The sequence below is a fragment of the Streptomyces sp. CA-181903 genome (genome assembly GCF_050937075.1).
Lineage (GTDB): Bacteria > Actinomycetota > Actinomycetes > Streptomycetales > Streptomycetaceae > Streptomyces.
In genome coordinates this window covers 7,316,963-7,336,479 of the sequence record NZ_JBNJLY010000001.1, presented here as the reverse complement: position 1 = coordinate 7,336,479, position 19,517 = coordinate 7,316,963, and the positions used below count along the sequence as shown (strand labels likewise).

Below are 19,517 nucleotides of genomic sequence, written 5' to 3'. Positions count from 1 at the left end.
GCCGGCCCGCGCCTTTTCGGCGCTCTCCCGGCGGTCGTCTTCCGCGCGGCACCGGCGTGGCGTCGCCGGCCGCGGGAGCGCTGGCCTTGCCGCCGCCTGTCCCGCCGGGTACGCCGCGAGGCACGGCCGCACGGGACCACGGCTGCGCTCGGGACCACGGCTGCGCTCCGGCCGGGCGGCGTCCCTGGCCGATCGCCCCCTCGGCTGCCGAACCGCGAACGAGATCTCTTCTCGAAGCGGGCGGCGGCCGCTCGGTGAAGAACGGTCAGACCGTCAGGCGGCGTACCACGACGACCGTGTCCGTGACGGTGGCGGTCCTGCCGTCCGGGCCGGTGGCCTCGCGCCGGGGCGGTCGAGGCGTTCGGGCCGCCACACGTCCGGGTCCAGGCCGAGTGCGCCGTAGATCTCCTCCGGCGCGGGGAAGCGGATGTCGGGGTCGGGGTTCCAGGCCCAGGGCCGGAAGGAACCGTGGTCGACGATGAGGAGGAGCCCGCCGGCGGCCAGCGCTCGCGCGGCCCGCTGGAAGACCCGGGCCCGCGGCAGGGCGAAGGGGGTCTCCAGATACTGCGCGTTGATCAGGTCATAGGCGCCGGCGGGGAAGGTGCGGGCGAGGTCGTGCCGTTCGGTGGTCAGCCGCTGTGCGACGGCGGTGCCGGCGGCGACGGCCCGGGCGGTGGTACGGGCCAGGGCGGTCGGCGCGATGTCGACGGCGGTGACGTTCCAGCCCTGGGAAGCCAGCCACACCGCGTCCCCGCCCTCGCCGCTGCCCAGGTCGAGCGCGGTTCCGGGGGTCATGGCCCGCGCGGTCTCGGCGAGCAGCGGGTTGGGCCGGCCCGACCAGACGGGCTCTTCCCGGTCGGCGTAGACGCGCTCCCAGAAGCGTGCGGCCTCTTCGGGGGCCGGGTCGGTGTCGGCAATCCTGTTCGTCATGGGGTTGCTCCCTGTTGTCGTGTCGAAGGGTCGTGTCGAAGTTGCGGTGTCGAAGCCCGGCAGACAGCCGGGCGATCGGTTGCAAGAAGTCATGCCGTTTCGGCAAGGTTGCGCGCATGGAGGAACGGGACGAACTGAAGGAGACCCTCGCCGCCGTCGGCCCCCGGCTGCGGGAGCTGCGGCGGCGGCGCGGGGTGACGCTGGCGGCGCTGTCGCGCACGACGGGGATCTCGGAGAGCACGCTGTCGCGCCTGGAGGGCGGTGAGCGCAGACCGACGCTCGAACTGGTCCTTCCGCTGGCCCGCGCGTACGGCGTGCCGCTGGACGAACTGGTGGGTGCCCCGCAGACCGGTGATCCCCGCATCCATCTGCGTCCGGTCCACCGCCCGGGCCTGACGTACGTTCCGCTGACCCGCCGGGCCGGCGGCATGCAGGCCCACAAGCTGGTCATCCCGCCGCGGCCGCACGGGACCGAGCCGGAGACGCGGACGCACGAGGGCTACGAGTGGCTCTACGTGCTGGAGGGCCGGCTGCGTCTGATCCTCGGCGACCGGGACCTCGTCCTCGCCCCCGGCGAGGCGGCCGAGTTCGACACCCACGTGCCGCACTGGCTGGGGTCGGCCGACGACCGGCCGGTCGAACTCCTGATCCTGTTCGGCAGCCAGGGCGAGCGCGCGCACCTCCGGGCCCGCACGACCTGACGACGCGCCGAGGGACATCGCTCGACCGGCCAGGCATCACCCCTGCCGAGGCGCGCCCAAGGCCGGCACGCCATCGAGACCGTGACGGCGATCGCCCATCACCCGTCCGCAGAGGGCCGCTTCCGCCTCCGGCGTGAAGGCCGTCGCGGAGTGCCCGGCCCGGCGGCGGGCGAGGGCGGCGTCGGTGTCGGCGGCCACCAGGTCGGCGTTGATGGCGGCCGCGGCCCGTACCCCTGCCGCGGCTGCGCCCACCACCCCGTCCGTCACGTCCGCCACATTGCCCGCGACCCACACCCCCGGCACAGCCGTGCGCCCCGAGGCGTCCGCGCCGACCTGGTCCCCGATGGCGGACGGGTGCTCCACCACGGTCAGCCCGAGCCCCGTGAGCGCCTCATCGCGGGCCTCCAGCCGAGGAGCCACGGCCAGCGCGGCGACCGGCACCCGTGGTCCCGACGCCAGGCGTACGCCCACCAGGCGGTCGTCCTCGATCTCCAGGCCGGCGACCTCCCCGTCCACCACGGAGATCCCACGGGCCGCCAGCCGCTCCCACTCCTCCTCGTCCAGGTCGCCGCCCGTGTGCCGGAACAGGGTGACCCGGTCGGACAACTGCCGGAAGAGCAGCGCCTGGTGGACGGCGGCCGGGCCGGTGGCCAGGACCCCGATCGGCCGGTCCCGCACCTCCCATCCGTGGCAGTACGGGCAGTGGAGCACGTCCCGTCCCCACCGCTCGCGCAGCCCGTCGAGGTCGGGGAGCCGGTCGACGAGCCCGGTGGCGACCAGCAGCCGGCGGGCCCGGAAGCGGCGCCCGCCCGCCGTCGCCACCGCGAATCCGTCGCCGTCCCGTCCGGCGGACACCACCCGGTCGGCGATCACCCGGCCGCCGTACGCGGCGGCCTCCTCCCGGCCCGCCCTGAGCAGTTCGCCGGGGGCGATGCCGTCCCGGGACAGCAGACCGTGCACACCGGAGGCGGGGCCGTTGCGGGGTTCGCCGGAATCGACGACCACCACGGACCGTCGGGCCCGGGCGAGCGTCACCGCACCGGACAGGCCGGCGGCTCCGCCGCCGACGACCACCACATCCACGTAGTCGAGGTTCTCTGCGTTCTCCGTCATACCGGCACCTTCGCCCGGCGCCTCACGACGGACAAGAAATCATGCCGTTCCGGCAAGAAACCCGGCGGCACCCTCGCAGGACCGGCGGCGACGGGTCACCGCGGCGACATCGGCCGGTAGGCCACCGCGACGCTCAGGGCCGCCCCACGCCGACGCGGGGCGGCCCGCCCGTTTCGGACAGCCGCGCCCGGCCCGGTTGCGGCCTCACCGCCCGCCTCCCGCACGGCCGTCGGACCGCCCGCTTCCCCGGCCCCCGTCTACGCTTGCTGCCCGGCCGCCCGTTCGGCCGTCCCGTCTCCGGTCCCCTCCCCGGGGCCCCGCCCCCGTCCGCGTCCCCGCCGCGCACCGTGTGTCGCAGCAGGAGCAGCGAGACCACCGCCATCGTCAGCAGCAGCCCCGCCGTCGTCCACGAGGCGACCCGCAGGCCGTGGGCGAAGGCATCGCGGGCCGTGGCGAGGAGGTCGGCGCCGGTTTCCGTCGGGAGGTGGCGGGCCGTGTCGACGGCGCCGCCGAGGGTGTCCCGGGCCGCGGTGGCCGCGCCGGGCGGGAGGCCGTCGGGGAGGTCGCGGGCCATGTCGTGCCGGTAGACGGCGGTGCCGATGCTGCCGAGGACGGCGATGCCGAAGGCGCCGCCGAACTCGGTGGCAGTCTGGGAGAGTCCGGAGACCGAGCCGGCCCGGTCGGCGGGGGCGGTGGCGATGACCAGGTCGGAGGTGGTGGTCATGACGAGGGTGATGCCGGCCGCCATGACGACGGTGCCGGTGACGATCACCGCGACGCCGGAGTCCGCGTCGAGGCGGGTGAGCACCCCGTACCCGCAGGCCGCGACGACCAGCCCGCCGGCGACCACGGCCACGGGCCGGACGGCGCGCGCCAGGAGGGGCCCAGCGCCGAGCTGGCCATGGCGGCGCCGGCCGCAGGCAGCGCCCACAGACCCGCCCGCAACGGGCCGTAGCCGAGCACCATTTGGAGGTACTGGGTGGTGAACAGCCCCGAGCCGACGAGGGAGAAGATGGCGAGCACGCTGGTGGCGACGGAGGCGCTGAACGCCCGGTCGCGGAACAGCCGGACGTCCAGCATGGGTTCGTCCAGACGCCGCTGGCGGCGCAGGAAGTACCAGCCGACGGCCAGTCCGACGGCGAAGGCGGCGGACGGTATGACGTGCGGGCCGTCCTCGGCGGTCTTCTGGATGCCGTAGACGGCGGGCAGTACGGCGGCCAGCGACAGCGCGGCGCTGAGCAGGTCGAACCGGCCGGGCCCGGTCGCCCGGGACTCCGGGAGCAGCGCCGGGGCGAGGAGCAGCAGCAGCGCCATGACGGGCAGGTTGACGAGGAAGACGGAGCCCCACCAGAAGTGTTCCAGCAGGATGCCGCCGAGCAGCGGTCCGAGGACGGCGCCGGCGGCGAAGGCGCCGGTCCATACGGCGATGGCGGCGCGGCGCTGCCCGTCGTCGGTGAACATGGTGCGGATGAGGGAGAGGGTGGACGGCATCAGGGTGGCGCCGCCGAGGCCGAGGAGGGCGCGGGTGGCGATGAGCAGGACGGGGTCGGTGGCGAGGGAGGCGGTCACCGAGGCCAGCCCGAAGACGACGGCGCCGAGCATCAGCAGCCGCCGGCGGCCGATCCGGTCGCCGAGTGACCCCATGGTGAGCAGCAGTCCGGCGAGGACGAAGGGGTAGATGTCGACGATCCAGAGGAGCTGGGAGCCGCTGGGCGCCAGTTCGGCGCTGATGAAGGGCAGGGCGTAGGAGAGCACCTGCATGTCGAGGGAGACCAGGAGGACGGGGAGGATGAGGACGGCCAGCCCGGTCCATTCCTTCCGTCCGGCCTTCCCCGACGATCCGGCCCGCCCCGATGACCCGGTTTTCCCCGATGGCCCAGGCTTCCCCGGCGCCCCGGACCCTCCGCTCTGCCTCGACGTTCGTATCGGTACCGCTCCGGTGTCGCGCATGACGTCGTCGCTCCCGCTCCGCTGGTCGGCGCCTACGCGTTGAGGTAGGCGAGTACTGCCAGGACGCGCCGGTTGTCGTCTCCGGAGGCCGCGAGTCCCAGCTTGGTGAAGATGCTGTTGGTGTGTTTGCTGACGGCCTTCTCCGAGACGAACAGCTTGGCGGCGACGGCCGCGTTGGAGCGGCCCTCGGCCATCAGGGCGAGCACCTCGCGTTCCCGTTCGGTGAGGGACTGCACGGGGCTGGTCGCCTTCTCGTGTTTGACCATGAGTTCCGACACCACCTTGGGGTCCATGACCGTGCCGCCGTCCGCGACCTGCCGGAGCATGTCGACGAAGCGGCGGACGTCGAAGACGCGGTCCTTGAGGAGGTAGCCGACGCCGCCGTTCTGGTCGGACAGCAGCTCGCGGGCGTACATCTGCTCCACGTGCTGGGACAGCACCAGGATGGGCAGTCCCGGGACCTGCCTGCGGGCCTCGACCGCGGCCTGGAGGCCCTCGTCGGTGAAGGTCGGGGGCAGGCGCACGTCGACGATGGCCACGTCCGGGCGGTGGGTGAGCAGGGCGCGCAGCATGGCGGGCCCGTTGTCCACCGCCTCGATCACCTCGAATTTGTGGGCGGTCAGCAGTTGTACCAGGCCCTCCCGCAGCAGGGCCAGGTCTTCGGCGATCACAACGCGCACGGCAGCTCCATCGTCACCACGGTCGGTCCGCCCTGCGGACTGTCGACTTCCAGTACTCCGTCGAAGGCGGCGAGGCGGCGTTGCAGCCCGCGCAGGCCGCTGCCGCCCTCGGGGTCGGCGCCGCCGCGGCCGTCGTCGGTGACGCGGGCGCGGAGGGCGCCGTCGGCGTACCAGAGGCGTACGTCGACGCGGGTGGCGCCGCTGTGCTTGGTGACGTTGGCGAGCGTCTCGGCGATCACGAAGTAGGCGGCCGACTCGACGGGCGGCTGCGGGCGGGAGGGCAGGTCGATGGCCAGCTCGACGGGGAGCGGCAGGCCGACCGCCAACGCCCGTACGGCCCCGTCGAGTCCGCGTTCGGCGAGGACGGGCGGGTGGATGCCGCGGACGAGGTCGCGCAGTTCGGTGAGGGCCTGGCTGCTGGACTCCATGGCGTCGGCGAGGAGCCGGCGCACCATTTCGGGGTCCTCGTCCAGCATGGTGTCGGCGAGGCCGAGCTTCATGCCGAGGGAGACCAGGCGGGCCTGGGCGCCGTCGTGCAGGTCCCGTTCGATGCGGCGGAGTTCGGCGGCCTGGGACTCGACGGTCTCGGAGCGGGTCTCGGTCAGCCGCTCGACGCGCAGGGCGAGCCGGGCGCCGCGGGTGGGGGCGAGCAGCAGCCGGCTGAACCCGCCGTGCGCCCGTACCAGCGGCCGGGCGGTCAGCAGGCCGAGGGCCACGAGCAGGGCGCCCTGAGGCATGGCGAGGTAGGCGTCGGTCTGGTCGGCGATGGGCCAGATCACCCCGAAGCCCCAGTGCGGGCCCATGTGTTCCCAGAGGAAGGGGGTGACGAAGAGGCCGTTGAGGCCGTAGGCGACGAGGGAGGCGGGCAGCAGGCCGAGGACCAGGCCGACGGGCCCGTCGAGGAACAGCCACAGCACGTCGCGCCAGGTGGCCGGGTCGGCCAGCAGTAGCCGGCACTGCCGGAAGGAGGCGGCCACGTCGTGGGGTGACGCTTCCACGGGATGGCGGTAGGGGGTGTCGACGGGGGTGCCGGTCCATTCGCCGACCGTCCGCCGGTGGTAGCCGGCCAGTCCGCGGACCGCGGCCAGGACGACCGGCAGGATGAGCACGCCCACGCCGACGACCAGGGAGAACAGGGCCAGTACGGTGACGGTGAACAGGGCGACGCTGCCTATCTGGGAGAGCACCGCGACCACCAGGCCGCGTACGCACCAGCGCAGCCGTCCGGCACCGCCGTCCTTCCGCACCGGTCGGGCTTCGGTCACCACGGGGCCGTCACCGCCCGCCGCCTGACCGCTCCGGTCGTCCCGGTCAGCCCGGTCGTCCCGGCCCTCGCCGCACCGCGTAACCCGCCCGCCGGCCTTGAGGTCCACGCCTCGCACACCTGGCTCCGTCCTCCCCTGACTCGGGGGCGCTCCGCCCCACGAGCCTCATCATGCAGTACGCGCGGGCGGCAAGATCGGCCGGTCCGCCCGCCCGCGCCTCCCAGCATCGCCGCCGGCCGGGTCAGGGGCAGTGGAGGAGGGCCTTCGGGCGGGGTGGAGTTTTCTCCACCCCCTTTGTGGTCGTAGACCCATCGGCCGCGCGGCGGCCCGTCCGTAGCGTTGACGGTGTGATCGCGTCCCCCACGCGACAGGTACAGGGAGCTTTGAATGGACACCATCGCAGTCGCCGACGCAGTCCGGCTGAACGCGGTTCGCAAGGTCTACGGCGAGGGCGCCAACGCGGTGACCGCACTCGACGGCGTGAGCCTGTCCTTCCAGCGCGGCAGCTTCACCGCCGTGATGGGGCCGTCGGGTTCGGGCAAGAGCACCTTCCTGCACTGCGCGGCGGGGCTGGACCGGCCCACCTCGGGCACGGTCCTGCTGGACGGCGAGGATCTCGGCGGGTACGACGAGACGGCGCTGACGAAGATGCGGCGCGAGCGGATCGGCTTCGTCTTCCAGTCGTTCAACCTGCTGCCGGCGCTGACGGTGATGCAGAACATCACGCTGCCGCTGAAGCTGGCCGGCCGGAAGGCCAACCGGGCGCAGATCGACGAGGTGGTGCACCGGGTGGGTCTGGACTCCCGGACCGGGCACCGTCCCGCCGAGCTGTCCGGCGGCCAGCAGCAGCGGGTGGCGATCGCGCGGGCCCTGGTCACGGGTCCGGCCGTGGTGTTCGCCGACGAGCCGACCGGCGCGCTGGACACCCGTACCGCCCGTGAGGTGCTGCGGCTGATGCGTGAGTCGGTGCGGACCCTCGGGCAGACCATCGTGATGGTCACGCACGACCCGGTGGCGGCCTCGTACGCGGACCGCGTGGTGTTCCTCGCCGACGGCCGGTTCGTGGGCGACCTGTACAACCCGACCGCCGAGGTGGTCGCCGAGCGGATGACGCGCCTGGGTGCCTGGGCGGACGAGGAGTCCGCGTACGACCCGCAGGCGCGCACCGCGACGGGGGGCGCGTACTGATGCTGTCCCTCGCCCTGAGCACCCTGCGCTACCGCAAGGGTGGTTTCGTCGCCACGTTCGTGGCCATGTTCTTCGGCGCGGCCCTCATCATGGCCTGCGGCGGGCTGATGGAGAGCGGCGTCCGCGACGTCCTCCCCTCCCAGCGGTTCGCCGCGGCGCCCGTGGTGGTGACCGGCGACCAGTCGTACGAGTCCTCGCGCCTGGCCGAGCGGGTCCGGCTGGACGCCGACGCGGTCCGCAGGGTCGCCGGCGTGCCGGGCGTCCGCGAGGCGGTCCCCGACGTCTCCTTCCCCGTCGCGGTGGTACGCGACGGCCGCCCGGTGACCGACCTGTCGGACAGCGTCACCCGCGCCGACCACCGTCCGCTGGGCCACGGCTGGGAGTCCTCCCGGCTGGCGCCCTACCGCCTCGCCAAGGGGGCCGCGCCGGCCGCCGCCGGGGACGTCGTGCTGGACGCCGGGCTGGCCGGGGAGGCCGGTGCCTCCCTCGGCGACCGGGTCCTCGTCACGGTCCAGGGCGAGCCGCGGGAGTTCCGGCTCACCGGCGTGGTCCGGCAGGCCGGCGGCCGGGACGCGTTCCAGCCCGCCGTGTTCTTCACCGACGCGCAGGCCCGCGCCCTCAGCGGTCACCCGCGGGCGGTGGACGCGATCGGCGTCCTGCCCAAGGCCGGTACCGACCCGGCCGCGCTCGGCGACCGGATCGAGAAGGAGCTCGGCGGCGGGGCCGTCGCGCTGACCGGCGACCAGCGGGGCCTGGCGGAGTTCCCCAAGGCCGCCGCGAGCCAACGCAACCTGCTGATGCTGGCCTCCATCTTCGGCGGCTGGGCGGTCCTGGTGGCCATGTTCGGGGCGTCGTCCACCCTGGGTCTGACGATCCGTCAGCGGCACCGCGAGATGGCGCTGATGAAGGCGATCGGCACCACCCCGGCGCAGCTGCGCCGCATGATCCTGGGCGAGACGCTGGCCGTCTCCCTGGTGGCGTCCGTGCTGGGCTGCCTGCCCGGCGCGCTGTTCAGCCGGCTCCTCTTCGACAAGCTGGTCTCGGCCGGGATCGTCTCCGGGGCCGTCGAGTTCCGGCTCGGCGTGCTGCCGGGCGCGGTGGCGGTCGCCGCCTCGCTGCTGGCCGGCGTGGGCGCCGCGTACCTCACCGCCCGCAAGATCGCCAAGACCCGGGCCACCGAGGCGCTCGCCGAGAGCGCGATGGAGGGGCGCTGGCTGACCCGCGCCCGTCTCGTCTGGTCGATCGTGTTCCTCGTCGGCGGTGTCGCGATGGCGGCGACGACGATGACGATGCCGGTGGACGACACCACGGCCGGCGTCGCCGCCCCCGCCTGCATCTTCTGGGCGATCGGCCTGGCGCTGCTGGCCCCCGGTTTCGCGAAGGGCGTCGTGGCGGTCCTGAAGGTGCCGCTGCGGGCGGCGTCGGGGCTGTCGGGCATGCTCGCGGTCCTCAACTCCCGGACGCACGCGCAGCGGATGGCGGCCACCATCACCCCCATCGTCCTGCTGACCGGCATCGCCACCGGCACGCTGTACATGCAGCAGATCGAGGACGCCTCCAACCGCGTCGCGCACACCGGCGTCCTGCGGGCGGACGACGTCCTGACCTCGCGCACCGGCGGTCTCGCCCCCGGCACGCTGGAGAAGGTCCGCGGCGTCCCGGGCGTCGCCGCGGCCTCGGAGTACGTGACGAGCACCGGCTTCGTGCAGGAGCCCAAGGACTCCAAGCAGACCGACGACGGGTGGACGCTCCAGGGCGTCACCGGCGACGGGAACCTCTCGGTGAACGCCGCCGCGGGTTCGCTCGCCGCGCTGCGCGGCAACAGCGTGGCCCTGCCGGTGGAGCACGCCAAGTCGCTGGGCCGCAAGGTCGGCGACACCATCACCCTGCGGCTTGGCGACGGCACCCCGGTCAAGGTGAAGGTGGTCGCCACCTACCGGCCGGAGGGCCTGACGACGTCGCTGCTGCTGCCCGCCGGACTGCTGGCGGCACACACCACGGACGGGACGCCCGCGCAGATCGTGGTGCGGCGGGCCGCCGGGGCCGACCCGGGCGCGGTGGCCGCGGCGCTGAGCGCGGCGGTCAAGGACCAGCCGGGGGTCGAGGTGTCCGGCAGCGACGCGCTCACCGCCGGTCGCACCGCCGGCCAGCAGCAGCTCGCCACCATCAACTACCTGGTCGTCGGCATGATCGTCGGATACACCGCGATCTCGGTGATCAACACCCTGGTCTCGGCCACCGGCCGGCGGCGCCGGGAGTTCGGCCTCCAGCAGCTCACCGGCTTCACCCGGCGGCAGGTCATGACCATGATGGCGGTGGAGAGCGTGCTGACCGCCGTGACCGGGATCATCCTCGGCTCGGTCGCCGCCGCGGTCACCCTCTTCCCGTACAGCGTCGCCAAGCTGGACCGCGTCGTGCCGTCCGTGCCGGTGTGGATCTACTGGGCGGTCGTGGCCGGGGCGGCGGTCGTCACCTTCGTCGCGACGCTCCTGCCCACCTGGCGGGCCACCCGGTTCCGCCCGGTGGAGGCGGCCGGCTCCGCCGCCTGACGACGGCGCCGCGGCCGGCGTACGGCCGCGGCGCGCACAAAGCCACCATGAGGGGCCGGTAGTCCATCCCCCGTCGTACTTCCGGCCCGGGTCCCACCGCTCTGCCGAGCGGTGGGACCCCTTGCTTTCCCCGCCCGGCGCGCGCGATAGGGGGTCGGGCGCGACCCCTATCGCGAACGGCGGCCGGGCGGTTAGGGGTTGGCCGCCGTTCGGACGCGATGGGATCATGCGCGGGACGGACCGGGACCGACCGGAACCGACCCAGACGGACCGGGACCGACCGGAACCGACCCAGACGGACCGGGACCGGGACGGACCGAGACAAGCCACGGCGGGCGCCGGAGGCGGACATGCGAGGAGCGAGTGACGTGAGCGAGTCGAGCGGGGCCGTCGGCGGCGTGCGGGAGAAAAGCAAGTGGATCCAGCGCTTCCACCCGTCCCCGGACGCCGCGAACCGCCTGGTGTGCTTCCCCTACGCGGGCGGCTCGGCCAGCTACTTCCACGGCGTCTCCGCCGCCCTGTCCCCCGCGCTCGACGTGCTGGCGGTGCAGTACCCGGGCCGCCAGGACCACCGTGCGGTGCCGCCCCTGCGGTCCGTCGAGGAGCTGGCGGACCGGGCCGCCGAGGAACTGCTGCCGTGGTGCGACCGCCCGGTGACGCTGTTCGGCCACAGCATGGGCGCGATGGTCGCCTACGAGGTGGCGCGGCGGCTCACCGACAAGGGCGCGGCGCCGCTGTCCGTCGTCGTCTCCGGCCGCCGCGGCCCCACGACCGTCCGGCGGGAGGACGTCCACCTGCGGGACGACGACGGCATCGTGGCCGAGATGGAACGCCTCGGCGGCAGTGACCTGCGGATGTTCCACGACCCCGAGCTGCGGGCGCTGTTCCTGCCGGTGATCCGCGCCGACTACGAGGCGGTGGAGACCTACCGCCACCGGCCCGGGCCTCCGCTGCCCTGCCCGGTCCTGGCGCTGCTGGGGGACGGCGACCCGATGGCCACGGTCGAGGAGACGGAGGCGTGGGCCGGGTGCATCTCCGCGGCGTTCACCCTCCGCACCTTCCCCGGCGGCCACTTCTACCTCAACTCCCGCGCGCCCGAGGTCATCTCGGTGATCCGGGAGCACATCGCTTCCCTGACGGACTGAGGAGCCGGCGAGGCGAAGGGCGGGCGGGCGCACCGGACGGAGGACGACGCCCCCGGCGACCGCGCGCGGGCCGGCAGGGCGTCCTGGCCCGGCTCCGCCCGGTGCGATCCGGCCGCGCGCCGAGCGCGACATGGCCGTCACCGCACGGGGCCTCCCCCGTTCGATGACGGCCACGTCCGGCCGGGAAGCCGGCTCGCGTCAGCCGGCCTGCGACTCGACCGCCCGCCGCAGGGCCTTCTTGTCCGGCTTCCCGGCGTCCGTCAGCGGCAGTTCCGCGACGAAGTCGATCCGGTGCGGCTCGTACATCGCGCCGCACCGCTCGCGGACGAACTCCCGCAGCGCGTCCGCCCGGACGTCCGCGCCGGGGGCCGGCATCACGGCGGCGTGCACCCGCTCCATGTCGTCGGCGTCCCGGACACCGAACACGGCGCTCTGCCGTACGCCGGGGTGCGCGTTGAGGACGTCCTCCAGCTCGGTCGTGTAGACGTGCCCGCCCACCACGATGATCATGTCCTTGATGCGGTCGACGACGGTCAGGAAGCCCTCGTCGTCCAGGAAGCCGATGTCACCGGTGTGCAGCCAGCCGTCCTTCAGCACCTCCGCCGTCAGGTCCGGCCGCTTCCAGTAGCCGCGCATGACCTGTTCGGAGCGCACGCATATCTCGCCGTGCGTGCCGAGCGGCAGGTCCCGGCCGGTCGCGGGGTCGCGGACGGCGACCTCGACGCCGGGCAGCACCCGGCCGACGCTGCGCAGCCGTTCGGGCCGCGCGGGGTCGAGGTCCTCGGGCTCCAGGAAGCTGATGCCGCCGGCCTCGCTCTGCCCGTAGAACTGGACGAGGACGGGCCCGAGGCGGCGTATCGCGTCGGCGATCCGCACGGGGGACGCCGGGCAGCCGCCGTACAGCACGCAGCGCAGGCCGGAGGTGTCGGTGCGGGCGAGGTCCGGGTGGTCCAGGAGCGCGTAGAGCAGCGGCGGGAGGAGGAACACGTCGGTGACGCGCTCGCGTTCGATCGCGGCGAGCACGGCGGCCGGGTCGAAGTCCTCCAGCAGGACGAGGACGCCGCCGCGGCGCAGGGTGCTGTCCGCCAGGTGTCCGGCGGCGTGGGCGATGGTGGTGCAGACCAGCTGCCGGGGCGTGTACTCCGCGTGCTCGCGGTAGCCGCGCCCGGCCTGCGCGAAGGTGGTGCAGATGCCCTTGGGGTGGCCCGTGGTGCCGCCGGTGTGCCGTATGGAGGCGATGTCCTCGGGTTCGGCCAGGCTCGGGAACGGCTCGCCGGACTGGGCGGCGGCGAGTTCCAGCAGGTCCTTGCCGGTCTTGGCGGGGCCGAGTGCCAGGACGCTCTCGACGGGGGCGAGCCGCGTCACCTCTTCGGCGCGTTCCGCCAGGCGCGGGTCGACGATGAGCGCGCGCGTCTCGACGTCGCCGACGATGCCGGCCTGCACCTCGGCCGAGAGCTTGTTGTAGAGGTGGTTGACCCGGCAGCCGAGCAGGTTCGCCGCGTACCGGGCGGCGACGATCTCGGGCAGGTTCCCGCTCAGGAGGGTGACGGTGTGCCCGCGGCCGAGCCCCTCGGCGTGCAGCGCCCGCGCCATCCGGTGGACGAGCGCGCGGAACTCCCCCACGGTGACGCGCCGTCCCTCGTGGACCAGCGCCTCGCGCCCGGGGTCGTCACCCATGCCGTCGAGGATGTCCTCCACGTACATCGGTAACTTCGGCGCGGCGTGCGACATTTCTGCTCCTCCGAGGTAGGCGCCCGGGCTCAGATGATTGCCTGGGGCATCCATCATGCCTCTTTTGATCGACAACGCCAAGCCCGGCCCCGCGAGGCCCCGGAGACCCTACTGGAGCGCGTGCACCACGCCCGCGAACGCCCGCGGCAGGGCGCGGGCGGCGGGGACGACGAGGCCGCTGCCGGCCGGATGCCGGCAGGCCCGGACCAGGGCGTGGGTGAGGAGGCGGTGCCGCCGGGTCAGCCGTCGCCAGGCCGTCTCGTACGCCTCCGGCCGCCCGGCCGCCAGACAGCGCACGGCGGCCTCCGCCGTGGCCAGCGCCAGGGCGACGCCCTCGCCCGTCAGGGCGTCGACGTACCCGGCCGCGTCGCCGACGAGCAGGACGCGCCCGGCCGTCCGGGCTCGGGTGCGCTGGAGCAGCGGGCCGGCGCCGCGCACGGCGCTCGCGGGAGCGGCGCGGGACAGGAACGCCAGTGCCGGATGCGCCGCCAGATGCGCGTCGTAGCCCCGCCGTTCCCGGCTGAGCACCGCGACGCCCACCAGCCCCTCGCCCACCGGCGTGACATACGCCTCGCCGTGCGGGGACCAGTGCACCTCGACGTGCTCGCTCCACGGGCTGATGTGGAAGTGGCGGCGGAGGCCGTAGCGGACGATGTGACGCGCGGGCAGATCGAGGCCCAGGGCACGGCGGAGCGGGGAGTGCAGTCCGTCGGCGGCGACGAGCCAGCGGGCCCGCCACTCCCCCGCCGTCACGCCGTCCGCGTCCTGGACGACCGTGCCCACCCGGCCGGGCACGAACCGCACGCCGGCTTCCGTCGCCCGCCGGTGCAGGGCGGCGTGCAGCACGGTCCGCCGGACACCCAGCCCGGTGCCGCCGCGAAAGTCCGCCGCCACGCGGCGCGGTCCGGCGACGTACCGGATGCCGCGCAGCGGATGTCCGGCCACGTCGACGCCGAGCGCCCGGAGCGCGGTCACGCCGCTGGGCATGACGCCTTCCCCGCACGCCTTGTCCACGGGCGTGGCGCGCGGTTCGACGACCACCGTCTCCAGGCCGGCGAGCGCCGCGTGGACGGCGGTCGCCAGCCCGGCCGGTCCGCCGCCCGCCACCAGGACGTCGATCATGCGGTGAAGGGGGCGCGGGACGGGGCGAGCGCCGCCTCCTCGCACCGGACGCGGACGGTGAGCAGCCAGGCGTTCAGCAGCGTGAAGCCGGCGGCCGTGGCCCACGCGCCGTGCACCAGCGGCAGCGCCGCGCCCTCGGCGACGACGGCCGCGTAGTTGGGGTGCCGCAGCAGCCGGTAGGGGCCGGCGGCCACCGCCGGGAGGCCGGGGACGACGATCACACGGGTGTTCCACCGGCGTCCCAGGGTGCGGACGCACCACCAGCGCAGGCCCTGGGCGGCGATGACGACGCCGAGCATCGCCCAGCCGGGCGCGGGCCGGAACGGCCGGTCGCCGGCGAGCACTTCGAGGAGGCAGGCCGGCAGCAGCGCGGTGTGCAGGGCGACCATCCACGGGTAGTGGCCGCCGTCGACGGGCAGCCCGCCGCGCTCCCGGCTCCACCGGGCATTGCGGCGGGCGAGGACGAGTTCGACGCCGCGTTCGACGGCGATGGCGGCGAGGAGGAGGGCGTACCAGAGCACGGACACGGTGGCCTACCAGCGCAGGAGGACGAGTTCGCAGCAGAAGCCGGGGCCCATGGCCAGCAGCAGGCCGGGCGAGCCGGGTGGCGGGCGGCGTTCGGCGAGGGTGTCGCGGAGCACGTGGAGGACGGAGGACGAGGAGAGGTTGCCGGCCTCGGCCAGGTGGCGCCAGGTGAGGTCGAGGGCGTCGGGGGCGAGGCCGAGGACCTCGGTCACCGTGTCCAGGATCTTGGGGCCGCCGGGGTGGCACACCCACGCCGTCACGTCGTCCGGCTTGAGGCCGTGGTCGCCGAGGAAGGCGCGGACGTCGTCGGCCAGATGGTGGCGGACGATGTCGGGGACGGACCGGTCGAGCACCACGCGGAGCCCGAAGTCGCCGATCTCCCAGCCCATGGCGCCTTCCGTGTCCGGGTACATCCGGCTGCGGGTGGCGACGACCGCCGGGCCCGCGGCCGCCGGAGCGCGCCGCTCCCCGCAGGCGACGACGGCGGCGGCGCCGTCGCCGAACAGCCCGCTGGCGATCATGTTGGCGGGCGAGGTGTCGGTGATCTGGAAGGTGAGCGAGCAGAGTTCGACGGAGAGCAGCACGGCGACGTGCTCGGGCCGGCCGAACAGGTAGTCGTGGAGCCGGGCGATGCCCGCGGCCCCGGCGACGCAGCCCAGGCCGAAGACCGGGAGGCGTTTGACGTCGGGGCGGAGCCCGAGCCGCTGGACGAGGCGGGCGTCGACCGAGGGGGTGGCGAGCCCGGTGACGGAGGTGAACATCAGCAGGTCCACGTCGGCGGGCCGCAGTCCGGCGGCGCGCAGGGCGCCGTCGACCGCCCGGGCCCCCAGGGAGGTGGCCTGCCGGATGAAGACGTCGTTGGCGTCCTGAAAACCCGTCAGCTCCGCGTACTTCTCCAGGGGGAGCGTGAGGTGGCGGCTGCGCACGCGGGTGCTGCGGTGCAGGGTCTCCAGCAACCGTCGGTCGCCGCCGTTGCGCTGGAACGCTCCGGCGATCAGGTCGGTGATGGCCTGCTGGGGGTAGCGGTGCGGGGCACGCAGGCCGTGGACGGCGGCGATCCGGGTCGTCATACGTCTCCTGGGGCGGGGGTGGCACGGGTGTAGCGGGTGCAGCGGGTGTCACGGGTTGTCGCGGGCGAAGGGGAGCCGAACGCCCGGGAACGCCCGTTCGTCCGTTTCCCCGTGTGTTCCCCGTGTGTTCCCCGGTGCCTCCTCCGGTGAGCTTCCGGCGGCGCGGACCGCCCGTCCGGACGAGTGCGGGACCGGCGTCCGGGCAGGGGCCCGCTCTACGATCGCGGGGTGGAGTCGACGGATGCGGTGAGCCCGGACCGGGCGCGCGGGGGCGGCCCGGCCGCGGTCCTGGCGGCGTCCTGCCACCCGGGCCCGGCGGCGGCGGTCACGGTGCTGGTGACGGCGCTGGCCGTGGCCGCCGGGCACTCCCCGGGCGGATCCGCCCTGGTGGCGGGTGCGGTGCTGACCGGTCAGCTGTCCGTCGGCTGGTGCAACGACGCGTTCGACGCCGCCCGGGACGCCGCCCTGGGCCGTCGCGGCAAGCCCGTCGCGGCGGGGGTGGTCCTCCCCCGCACGGTGTGGACGGCCGCGTGGACCGCGCTCGCGCTGTGCGTGCCGCTGTCGCTGGCCGTCGGGCCGCTCGCCGGGACCGTGCACCTGGCCGGGGTGGCGGCGGCGTGGGCGTACGACCTCGGGTGGAAGGCGACGGTCTGGTCCTGGCTCCCGTACGCCCTGGGCTTCGCCTCCCTGCCCGCGTTCGTCGCCCTCGGTCTGCCCGGGCGGCCGTGGCCCGCCTGGTGGATCGTCCTGGCGGCGACGCTGCTGGGGGCGGGCGCCCATCTGGCCGACACACTCCCGGACATCGCCGGCGACCTGGCGACCGGTGTGCGCGGGCTGCCGCACCGGCTGGGCGCGGCAGCCGTGCGGCGGATCCTGCCGGCCGTCCTCGTGGCGGCCACCGCCGTCCTGGTACTCGGCCCGCCGGGCCCGCCCTCCGCTCCCGGCACGGCCGCCCTCGCCGGGGCGGCCGTCACCGCCCTCGCCGGGTCCGCGCTCGCCGCCCGCCGCCCCGGGGCCCCGTTCGCGGCGGCGGTGCTGGTGGCGGGGGCGGACGTGGCGCTGCTGTTCGCCGAGGGCGGGCTGACGGGATGACAGGGGCGCCCGGCTCAGCCCGGCGCGCCCAGCGGCCGGGCGGCCAGCGCCGCGGCGACGCCCTGAAGGTTGGCGGCCATGGCGCGCGCGGTCTTGTGCGACCACTCGTGCCCCCGGGACTCGTCCAGGTAGTCGGGCCCGGGACCGGGGCCCAGGTGCCAATACGTCCACGCCTGGCCCGGAATGGTGTATCCGATGTCGGCGAGGGCGCCGTTGATCTCGCTGATGACGTGATGGGCGCCGTCCTCGTTGCCGGTGACGACGACACCGGCGACGCGGTTGTACGCCACCGGGCGCCCCTCCTCGTCGGTCTCGCTCAGCATGGCGTCCATGCGTTCGAGCACCCGTTGGGCGACGGACGAGGGTCGGCCGAGCCAGGTCGGGGAGGCCATGACGAGGATCTCGGCGGCGAGGATCTTCTCCCGGACGGCGGGCCAGGCGTCGCCCTCGCCCATGTCGGAGGCGACGCCGGGCCGGATGTCGAGGTCGACCGCGCGTACGTGGTCGACCCGGACTTCGAGTTCGGTGAGCCGCCCGGCGACGACCTGGGCCAGCGCCTCGGTGTTGGACGGCTCGGGGGATTTCTTGAGGGTGCAGTTGACGACGAGTGCTCTCACCTCGTCACGGCTACCCCGGAACGGCGCGCGAGCGCGGCGCGTTGGTCCGCGTGGCGTACGCGCGGCGCTCCGGGGCGTGCGCGCGGGTCAGATGAACGGCGTGATCCGCTCGTCGACGCCGAGCAGCAGCTTGCCGTAGATCTCCATGCCCACCACCGGGGTGGAGGCCGCGTGCCGGGCGGCCACACTCGCGTCACGCCAGATCCGCTGCAGCGGGTTGGCGTCCGCGAAGGATCCCGCGCCGTGCACGTCGACCAGGGTGTTGAGGGCGGACATCAGGTTGTCGACGGCGTGTCCGGCGTCGGCGCGGACCCGGGCCCTGGTCAGGAGGTCGAGGCGGGCGCCCCGGGCCGCTGCCGTGTCGAGGTCCGCGACGGCCCGGTGGGCGTGCAGATGGGCGGTGTCGATCTTCATGGCGGCCTCGGCGATCCGGGTCTGCACCCCGACCGACTCCGCCTGGGTGCCGTAGTAGGTGTAGGCGATCGGTTTGGTCGCGGCCTTGTCGGTGACCAGCTTCAGCGCGGCCCGGCCGAGGCCGAGCTGGGGGCCCGTCAGGCCGACGGCCAGGAAGGGGGCGAACGCGACGCGGTAGAGCCCGGTGGGGCCGTGGTCGGCCGGGGTGTCGCCCTCGATGGCGGCCGGCACGGACATCACCCGGTGCTCGGGGACGAACACGTCCTCGGCGATCAGGCAGTTGCTGGCGGTGCCGCGCATCCCGGCGACGAACCAGGTGTCCTCACAGCGCAGCCCGGTCCGCGGGATCAGGGCCATGGCCTGGTCGGTGACGACACCGTCGGCGTCGGTGAGCGGTATGCCGACGACGGCCCAGGAGGAGTGCGGGGCACCGGAGTTGTAGTACCAGCGGCCGGACACCCGCCAGCCGCCGTCGACCCTGGTGCTGGTGGCGGTGGGGCTGAAGACGCCGGTGACCCGGGCGTCGGGGTCGGCGCCGAAGACGTCCTCCTGCGCCTGCTCGGGGAAGAGGGAGGCGAGCCAGTTGCAGGTGTTGACGACGGCGACCACCCAGCCCGTGGAGCCGTCGCCCTCGGCCAGCGCGGCCGTCACGTCGAGCAGGGTGCGGACGTCGGTCTCGTATCCGCCGAAGCGCCGCGGCACGGTCAGCCGGAACAGCCCGGCCCGCGTCAGCTCGTCGATCACTTCGTCGGTCAGCCGCCGGTCCGCGTCGATCCGGGGGGCGTGCTCCCGCAGCAGGGGCCGCAGCGCCTCCGCCCGTTCGACGAGCTCGGCGCCGGTCGGGGCGGAGGGAGCGGCGGGCGGTACGGACCGGGAAGGCGTGGTGGTCACAGGGGTCTCCTGGCTGGATTCAGCGCGCGAACGCGGAGTGGGTGCCGAAGGTGCGGTGGCCGTGGACGAGGGGTGCGGCCCGGGACGTGCGGACATGGGTGACGTCGCCGAGGAGCAGCAGGCGGTCGCCGCCCTCGACCGCCGAGCGGAGGCCGCACACGAGCCGCCCCGGCGCGTCGGTGAGCCGCGGCAGGCCGTGGTCGTGGGTCCAGGGCGCGCCGGACGCGGCGAAGCGGTCGGGCGGCCGACGGGCGAAAGGTCCTGGCCGGTTCGTCCTGGTCGCTGCCCGGGACGTTCACCCCGAACCGGCCGGTCGCGGGGATGCGCCGGAGCACGTCGGACGACCGGTTCAGCGCCACGGACACCCTCGCGGGGCGGAGGGAGAGGGAGGCGAAGGCGCTCACCGTGACCCCGCAGGGGGTGCTGTGCTCGGCGGCCGTCACGATCGTCACCGGCGCGCAGACACCGGCCATCGCGTCACGGAAGCCCTGCCCTCCCACCAGCCCCCCTCAAACCATCATGATGATTATGGTG

The 19,517-nt window shown here is 74.6% G+C and carries 17 protein-coding genes and 2 pseudogenes; 5 read left to right on the top strand and 14 right to left on the bottom strand.

Annotated elements, in window-relative coordinates; all coding sequences use genetic code 11:
- Positions 1 to 273: 273 nt before the first annotated feature.
- The gene (locus tag ACQEVS_RS32530) at positions 274 to 930 is read right to left on the bottom strand and encodes a class I SAM-dependent methyltransferase (protein WP_433026987.1); all 657 of its coding nucleotides are present in this window, start codon (positions 928 to 930) and stop codon (positions 274 to 276) included.
- Between the two features lie 116 nt (positions 931 to 1,046).
- Here ACQEVS_RS32530 and ACQEVS_RS32525 point away from each other — a divergent pair, with 116 nt between their 5' ends.
- Complete coding sequence (locus ACQEVS_RS32525) at positions 1,047 to 1,631, top strand: helix-turn-helix domain-containing protein (RefSeq protein ID WP_433026984.1); 585 nt, start codon at positions 1,047 to 1,049, stop codon at positions 1,629 to 1,631.
- A 36-nt stretch (positions 1,632 to 1,667) separates the two neighbouring features.
- Here ACQEVS_RS32525 and ACQEVS_RS32520 read toward each other — a convergent pair whose 3' ends face one another.
- From ACQEVS_RS32520 to ACQEVS_RS32500, 5 genes are all read right to left on the bottom strand, one after another.
- Positions 1,668 to 2,744, bottom strand: coding sequence for an NAD(P)/FAD-dependent oxidoreductase (locus ACQEVS_RS32520; RefSeq protein ID WP_433026981.1), 1,077 nt, complete (start codon positions 2,742 to 2,744; stop codon positions 1,668 to 1,670).
- Positions 2,745 to 2,877: 133 nt separating this feature from the next.
- Entirely contained in the window at positions 2,878 to 3,600 is a 723-nt protein-coding gene (locus ACQEVS_RS32515; protein ID WP_433026978.1) for a hypothetical protein, read from the bottom strand.
- Positions 3,513 to 4,505, bottom strand: coding sequence for an MFS transporter (locus tag ACQEVS_RS32510; RefSeq protein WP_433026975.1), 993 nt, complete (start codon positions 4,503 to 4,505; stop codon positions 3,513 to 3,515). Before ACQEVS_RS32510 ends, ACQEVS_RS32515 begins: the two co-directional genes overlap by 88 nt.
- A 221-nt stretch (positions 4,506 to 4,726) precedes the next feature.
- Positions 4,727 to 5,374 (bottom strand): response regulator, encoded by a 648-nt coding sequence (locus ACQEVS_RS32505; RefSeq protein ID WP_398273458.1) that lies wholly within the window; start codon positions 5,372 to 5,374, stop codon positions 4,727 to 4,729.
- Positions 5,362 to 6,639: a sensor histidine kinase gene (locus tag ACQEVS_RS32500; protein WP_433026972.1), complete on the bottom strand. Its 1,278-nt coding sequence runs from the start codon at positions 6,637 to 6,639 to the stop codon at positions 5,362 to 5,364. The genes ACQEVS_RS32505 and ACQEVS_RS32500 overlap by 13 nt, the downstream gene beginning before the upstream one ends.
- Positions 6,640 to 7,026: 387 nt before the next feature.
- On the opposite strand from ACQEVS_RS32500, the gene ACQEVS_RS32495 reads away from it, so the two are divergent.
- From ACQEVS_RS32495 to ACQEVS_RS32485, 3 genes are all read left to right on the top strand, one after another.
- Positions 7,027 to 7,827, top strand: coding sequence for an ABC transporter ATP-binding protein (locus ACQEVS_RS32495; RefSeq protein WP_185946100.1), 801 nt, complete (start codon positions 7,027 to 7,029; stop codon positions 7,825 to 7,827).
- Entirely contained in the window at positions 7,827 to 10,376 is a 2,550-nt protein-coding gene (locus ACQEVS_RS32490) for an ABC transporter permease (protein WP_433026968.1), read from the top strand. The genes ACQEVS_RS32495 and ACQEVS_RS32490 overlap by 1 nt, the downstream gene beginning before the upstream one ends.
- Positions 10,377 to 10,744: 368 nt before the next feature.
- Positions 10,745 to 11,521 (top strand): thioesterase II family protein, encoded by a 777-nt coding sequence (locus tag ACQEVS_RS32485; protein WP_433026965.1) that lies wholly within the window; start codon positions 10,745 to 10,747, stop codon positions 11,519 to 11,521.
- Between the two features lie 198 nt (positions 11,522 to 11,719).
- Here the strand turns inward: ACQEVS_RS32485 and ACQEVS_RS32480 are convergent, their stop codons facing one another.
- From ACQEVS_RS32480 to ACQEVS_RS32465, 4 genes are all read right to left on the bottom strand, one after another.
- Positions 11,720 to 13,252 (bottom strand): AMP-binding protein, encoded by a 1,533-nt coding sequence (locus ACQEVS_RS32480; protein WP_433026962.1) that lies wholly within the window; start codon positions 13,250 to 13,252, stop codon positions 11,720 to 11,722.
- A 108-nt stretch (positions 13,253 to 13,360) separates the two neighbouring features.
- A complete protein-coding gene (locus ACQEVS_RS32475) occupies positions 13,361 to 14,374 on the bottom strand; it encodes an NAD(P)/FAD-dependent oxidoreductase (RefSeq protein ID WP_433026959.1) in 1,014 nt (337 codons plus the stop codon).
- A complete protein-coding gene (locus ACQEVS_RS32470) occupies positions 14,371 to 14,895 on the bottom strand; it encodes an isoprenylcysteine carboxyl methyltransferase family protein (RefSeq protein WP_433028144.1) in 525 nt (174 codons plus the stop codon). The genes ACQEVS_RS32475 and ACQEVS_RS32470 overlap by 4 nt, the downstream gene beginning before the upstream one ends.
- Positions 14,896 to 14,907: 12 nt before the next feature.
- On the bottom strand, positions 14,908 to 15,969 hold the full coding sequence (locus ACQEVS_RS32465) for a type III polyketide synthase (protein WP_433026956.1): 1,062 nt from the start codon (positions 15,967 to 15,969) through the stop codon (positions 14,908 to 14,910).
- A gap of 228 nt (positions 15,970 to 16,197) precedes the next feature.
- Here ACQEVS_RS32465 and ACQEVS_RS32460 point away from each other — a divergent pair, with 228 nt between their 5' ends.
- Positions 16,198 to 17,061: a UbiA family prenyltransferase gene (locus tag ACQEVS_RS32460; protein ID WP_433026953.1), complete on the top strand. Its 864-nt coding sequence runs from the start codon at positions 16,198 to 16,200 to the stop codon at positions 17,059 to 17,061.
- 14 nt (positions 17,062 to 17,075) lie between these two features.
- Here ACQEVS_RS32460 and ACQEVS_RS32455 read toward each other — a convergent pair whose 3' ends face one another.
- From ACQEVS_RS32455 to ACQEVS_RS32440, 4 genes and pseudogenes are all read right to left on the bottom strand, one after another.
- The gene (locus ACQEVS_RS32455; protein ID WP_433026950.1) at positions 17,076 to 17,678 is read right to left on the bottom strand and encodes a flavodoxin family protein; all 603 of its coding nucleotides are present in this window, start codon (positions 17,676 to 17,678) and stop codon (positions 17,076 to 17,078) included.
- Positions 17,679 to 17,765: 87 nt separating this feature from the next.
- Positions 17,766 to 18,983 carry an acyl-CoA dehydrogenase family protein gene (locus ACQEVS_RS32450; protein WP_433026947.1) on the bottom strand — a complete coding sequence of 406 codons (1,218 nt, stop codon included), beginning with the start codon at positions 18,981 to 18,983 and terminating at the stop codon, positions 17,766 to 17,768.
- Positions 18,984 to 19,002: 19 nt separating this feature from the next.
- Positions 19,003 to 19,179: pseudogene (locus ACQEVS_RS32445) on the bottom strand (flavin reductase); the annotation flags it as partial.
- Positions 19,180 to 19,300: 121 nt separating this feature from the next.
- Positions 19,301 to 19,456 (bottom strand): annotated as a pseudogene (locus tag ACQEVS_RS32440) (flavin reductase family protein); the annotation flags it as partial.
- Positions 19,457 to 19,517 lie beyond the last annotated feature (61 nt).